Here is a 5873-nt window from a genome sequence, read left to right as displayed (position 1 = left end):
CATCCTGAGCCAGGATCAAACTCTCCAATAAAGTTAGTTTGTCTAGCATCTAAAAATAAAAATTGACGTTTCACGTTGTTTGTTTCGTTCAGTTTTCAAAGAACTTGTCTGCCGCTTCAGAAGCGACTTCATCATATTAACATCTTCATTTTTCGATGTCAACTACGTTTTAAAATTTCTTTTTTGTCGTTTTCTGCGTTTCTGCATCAGCGACGTTTATTAATATACCATCATGATTTTTAAATAACAAGTGTTTTTTATAAAAAAACAAAAAAATTATCCAACCTACTTTCTTCTATATAAGAACACCTCATCCCCTCTACAGAAAACAACCATTTAAAATTGTATACCAATAAACTCTAATTGACCAAACCGCATTTTATAAACCTATTCTCTTCTATATTAAAGCCCCCTACAATTCACCTCTCTATAGGCCAACAATATAACAGAACAAATCAATCCACACTACAAGAATAGATTCACCGCTCCCCTCTCTAATCAGCATGTTCACTTCCTAATAAAGAGAATGTGCTGATTCTTGGTTTTGTTCTTCCTGAAGATTATTAATGGATCAGGTTTCTGCAGGTACCCCTAATCGAATTGTGAAGCGAGTGTCTTATCTCCCAGCCAATAGCTGAATAAATAACGAAATCCCAACAAAAACATTAACTTAAGATTATTGTTAGAATTTTTTTACATTTAATTAATGAAAAATATCCATTTTTTGTTATATAGTAAGAAAGGACGTACTCAACTATAAATAAACCAATGGAGGAATTACTTTATGGATAGGTTAACAAAGTTTTCATTAAAAAACCGCGCTGCTGTTATCATCATGGTTTTTCTCATTTCCATACTCGGCGTTTATTCCAGCTCTAAATTACCTATGGAATTTTTACCAAGCATCGATAATCCCGCAGTCACTGTCACAACCTTATCTCAAGGACTTGATGCTGAAGCAATGACGAAAGAAGTAACTGATCCCCTCGAAAAACAATTTCGCAACTTAGAGCACATCGACAGCATCACCTCTTCTACGCACGAGGGATTATCACGCATCGATATCGCGTATACATCTAAAGCAAATATGAAAGATGCAGCACGCGAAGTCGAAAAGGCCATTAATACAATTAAATTACCTAAAGACGCAACGAAACCCATAGTTAGCCAATTAAACACTTCTATGATTCCACTTGCTCAAATTGCTATCCAGAAGCAAAACGGATTTTCAAAAGCAGATGAAAAACAAATCGAAAAAGAAATCGTACCACAACTCGAAAGCATTGATGGTGTTGCCAACGTTATGTTTTTCGGAAAATCAACCTCTGAATTAGCTATCATACTAGACCCAAACCAATTAAAAGATAAAAACGTAACAACCGAGCAAATATTAAAAGTTTTACAAGGAAAAGAAACGTCCACTCCAGCTGGAGCCGTTACCGTTAATAAAGAAGAATATAACCTTCGCGTCATTGGGGATATAAAAAATGTAGATGCTATTAAAAACATTACCGTTGCACCTCAAGTAAAATTGCAAGATGTTGCTCAAATTGAACTTAAACAACACTACGATACAATCTCACATATAAACGGAGAAGAAGGCACTGGATTAATCATCATGAAAGAGCCAAGCAAAAATGCGGTTGCAATCGGAAAAGAAATCGATAAGAAAATCAAAGATATAAGTAAACAATATAAAGATCAGTTTTCTATCAAACTTTTAGCCTCAACTCATGAGCAAGTTGAAAATGCTGTTACTAGCATGGGAAAAGAAGTAATTCTTGGAGCAATTGCTGCAACTCTAATTATCTTAATCTTTTTGCGTAACTTCCGAACAACACTCATCGCTGTTGTCAGTATTCCATTATCTATTTTATTAACACTCTTTTTACTACACCAATCTAACATCACACTTAACACTCTAACTCTTGGTGGTTTAGCGGTTGCAGTTGGACGTCTCGTTGATGATAGTATCGTTGTCATCGAGAACATTTTCCGTCGTTTACAAAAAGAATCTTTCTCTAAAGATATTATTCTCGATGCAACGAAAGAGGTCTCCGTTGCAATTACTTCTTCTACTTTAACAACGGTCGCTGTTTTCTTACCTATCGGCCTCGTATCAGGAGTAATCGGAAAATTAATGTTACCTATGGTATTAGCAGTTGTATATTCTATACTATCATCCTTAATCGTTGCACTAACAGTTGTTCCACTTATGGCTTTTTTACTACTCAAAAAAACAAAACACAAAAAGCCAAGTTCTTCACCACGATATGTCGCTACATTAAAGTGGGCTCTTTCGCATAAATTCATTATTCTACTTACCGCCTTTTTATTATTCGCAGGATCGATTGCAACCTATATATTACTACCGAAAGCGAACATAAAATCTGAAGACGACACAATGTTATCTATTAATATGACTTTCCCGGCTGATTACGCACCTGAAACACAAAAACAAAAAGCCTTCGATTTCGAAAAGAAATTACTTTCTAACTCGGATGTAACGGATGTTATTTTACGAATGGGATCTAGTGCAGAAGATGCACAATGGGGGCAAACGACAAAAAATAATCTTGCGAGTATATTTGTAGTTTTCAAGAAAGGCTCTGATATTGATCAATATGTTAAAGAGTTAAAGAAAGAACATAAAGCTTTTGAGCCTGCTGAACTAGATTATATAAAAACGAGTTATTCAAGCTCTGGCGGCGGCAACAATTTGCAATTTAACGTAACAGCTACTAACGAAACGAATTTAAAAGAGGCTGCTACTATCGTCGAAACAAAACTAAAAGATATGACTGCTCTCTCTAAAGTAAAAACAAATTTAGAAGACTCTAAGAAAGAATGGCAAATCCACGTTGATCAAACAAAGGCCGAACAACTAGGATTAACACCAGAATTGGCGGCACAACAAGTAGCATTCCTTATGAAAAAATCACCTATTGGTGAAGTTTCAATCAATAATGAAAAAACAACTATTATGATAGAACACAAAAAAGAAAGCATTACTAAACAAGAAGACATTTTAAACACAAACATACTATCACCTATTAATGGACCAATTCCTTTAAAAGACATTGCAACTATTTCAGAAAAGCAACTTCAAACAGAAGTCTTCCATAAAGATGGAAAAGAAACGATTCAATTTACTGCCGAGGCCTCAAATGAAGATTTAAGTAAAGTAAGCACAGAAGTAAACGAAACGATAGCTAACCTAGACTTACCTAGCGGCGCAAAAGTAACGATTGCAGGTGCAACTGAATCTATGCAAGAGAACTTCACAGATTTATTTAAAATTATGGGAATTGCAATTGGAATTGTATATTTAATTATGGTTATCACCTTCGGACAAGCGCGTGCTCCTTTTGCAATTCTGTTCTCCTTGCCATTAGCTGCTGTTGGCGGTATTTTAGGATTAATCATTTCAGGAACACCTGTTGATGTAAATTCCTTGATTGGCGCATTAATGTTAATTGGGATTGTCGTTACAAACGCTATTGTATTAATAGAAAGAGTACAACAAAATCGGGAACATGGAATGGAAACAAGAGATGCCTTATTAGAAGCAGGATCCACCAGATTACGTCCAATTATTATGACAGCTATAACGACGATCGTCGCGATGCTTCCTCTCCTATTTGGTCAATCGCAAGCAGGAAGCATGGTATCAAAAAGTCTTGCCGTCGTTGTTATCGGTGGTTTAGCAGTCTCAACCGTTCTTACATTAGTAGTCGTTCCAGTTATGTATGAACTATTGGATAAAATCGGGAGAAAAAGACGCTCTCGTAGAAAAATAAACACTTCTACAGAAACACCTGATATTTAAAAGAAAAAGCGTTATCTTCATGAATGAAGATAACGCTTTTTCTCTACCTACTCATATAACCCATCATCTTTTGAGCATATCTCTCTAAAGGTTCACCAGAATCTACAATAAGATATTCGGCATTCGAAGGTCTTTTACTACCATCTAACCACTTTTTAAAAGCTACTTCCGAATCCACTCTACCAATCTGACTGACCATACGCTTACGTGCTTGTAGCCTATTATTAATCTCTTCCATATCATTAAGTTAACATTCGATATATTTATATTTTACACCATGTTTATTAGACAGTTTCATTCCTTTTTCAACCATCCCCTCATATAGACATGGACTATCCAATATCACACTATGCCCTTGTTCTAAATAAGAATCAATCAATACCCATTCAATATCGTATGATACTCCTCCAACAATCGTCGATTCAATCCCTTTCATTTCTAATGATTGTAACAATGCCGATTTCAAAACATCATGATCTACAATTACAGCACCTGTTAACTTCGCTATATACTTAGAAACTGTGGATTTTCCCGATCCTGGAAAACCTGACATTTGCAGAAAAAACAAATTAACTTCTCCTCTCACCCGCACCTATTCTTCTATATAATCAATTAAAAATTCAACAATCCTTACATCCATTCCTTCTATATTAAAATACAAAGGAACTCTCTACTTATAAGCAGAGAGTTCCTCTTTATCATTTATGCCGCTTTTACTTTCTTCGTCGTTTTACTTTTTCTTTTCGTTCCTGTAAAACGTTTGTGCAATACAGATGCTACCAAGCGCGAAATAACGTTGAATAGTAATACCATAATAATTAATACAGCTGCAGATTTTGTCGCGATCAACTTCGCATCCGGAATAACTCCTTCAGAATTTAACTTCCAAATGTGAACCGCTAACGTTTCAGCTGGTCTAAATGGATTTAAAGGATGCGCAGGACTTGAGAAGTCCGCTGCTGAATTTAAAATTGGAGATGTTAAACCCGCTGTGTAAATCAGTGCGGCCGCTTCCCCAAATATACGACCCGCCGCTAAAATAATACCTGTAATAATTTGCGGTAATGACGACGGAATAATAATACGAGCGATTGTTTGCCACTTCGTTGCACCTAATCCAAGACTTGCCTCTTTTACATTATGAGGCACTTCTGAAATTGCATTTTCACAAACACGTGTTAAACCTGGTAAGTTTAAAATAGTTAGAGCAAGAGCACCACCCATTACTGTGTACCCCCAGCCCGTCATTGTAACAAACACTAGTAAACCGAATAAACCAACAACAATAGAAGGTAAAGATGCCATTGTCTCAATACATAAACGAACAAAATTTAAAAAACGCCCTTGCTTTGCGTACTCCGCTAAATATATTCCAGCACCTAACCCAAGAGGAATAGATATAACAAGCGTTATAACAAGCATGTAGAAGGAATTGAATAACTGTGGACCAATCCCACCACCAGCTCTTGTATTACTTGGTTCTCCAAACAAGAAATTAGGATCCCAAAATCCCCATCCCTTTTGCAAAATTTCAAACACTAAGAATACTAGCAGAGCTACAACTAAAGCTGCAACTGCGTAAAAGATACCTGTCCAAATTTTATTTACCGTTCTTGCATTCATTATTATCGCTCACCTCTTTGCCCAATCGCTCGAATTACTAAAATAAACAGGAATGAAATAACAAGTAAAATCATCGCTAAAGTCCATAGCGCATTGTTCCAAGCAGTACCGTTCAATGTATTTGTCATGTCCATTGTCAAAATACCAGTTAACGTTGCTGTCGGACTATATATTCCTTCTGGTAATTTAATTGTGTTCCCGATTACCATTTGAACCGCTAATGCTTCACCAAAAGCACGCGCTAAACCTAAAACAATACCTGTTAAAATCCCTTTTTTCGCAGCAGGAACAATCACTCGGCTAACCGCTTGCCATTTTGTTGATCCTAGACCGTAAGAAGCTTCTAAATAATCAAATGGAACAGAGCGTATTGCATCAGAAGCGATACTAGCAATAGTAGGTAAAATCATAATACTTAATA

3 protein-coding genes and 1 pseudogene are annotated in these 5873 nt (G+C 36.1%); 1 reads left to right on the top strand and 3 read right to left on the bottom strand.

The genetic code is table 11. The features are described from left to right. Positions 1–784: 784 nt before the first annotated feature. Positions 785–3829, top strand: a complete 3045-nt coding sequence (locus tag MR113_RS26605; protein ID WP_242257416.1) for an efflux RND transporter permease subunit — start codon at positions 785–787, stop codon at positions 3827–3829. A gap of 43 nt (positions 3830–3872) precedes the next feature. Here the strand turns inward: MR113_RS26605 and MR113_RS26600 are convergent. From MR113_RS26600 to MR113_RS26590, 3 genes and pseudogenes are all read right to left on the bottom strand, one after another. Then, a pseudogene (locus tag MR113_RS26600) lies at positions 3873–4397 on the bottom strand (P-loop nucleotide/nucleoside kinase family protein). A 134-nt stretch (positions 4398–4531) separates the two neighbouring features. Next, a complete protein-coding gene (gene pstA / locus MR113_RS26595) occupies positions 4532–5452 on the bottom strand; it encodes a phosphate ABC transporter permease PstA (RefSeq protein WP_097917667.1) in 921 nt (306 codons plus the stop codon). 2 nt (positions 5453–5454) lie between these two features. Further along, on the bottom strand, positions 5455–5873 hold a 419-nt coding region (locus tag MR113_RS26590), incomplete at its 5' end, for a PstC family ABC transporter permease (protein ID WP_242257415.1).

This window comes from Bacillus cereus group sp. BfR-BA-01379, from assembly GCF_022663605.1.
GTDB classification, from domain to species: Bacteria; Bacillota; Bacilli; order Bacillales; family Bacillaceae_G; genus Bacillus_A; species Bacillus_A mobilis.
This window is presented reverse-complemented; position numbering and strand designations above follow the sequence as displayed.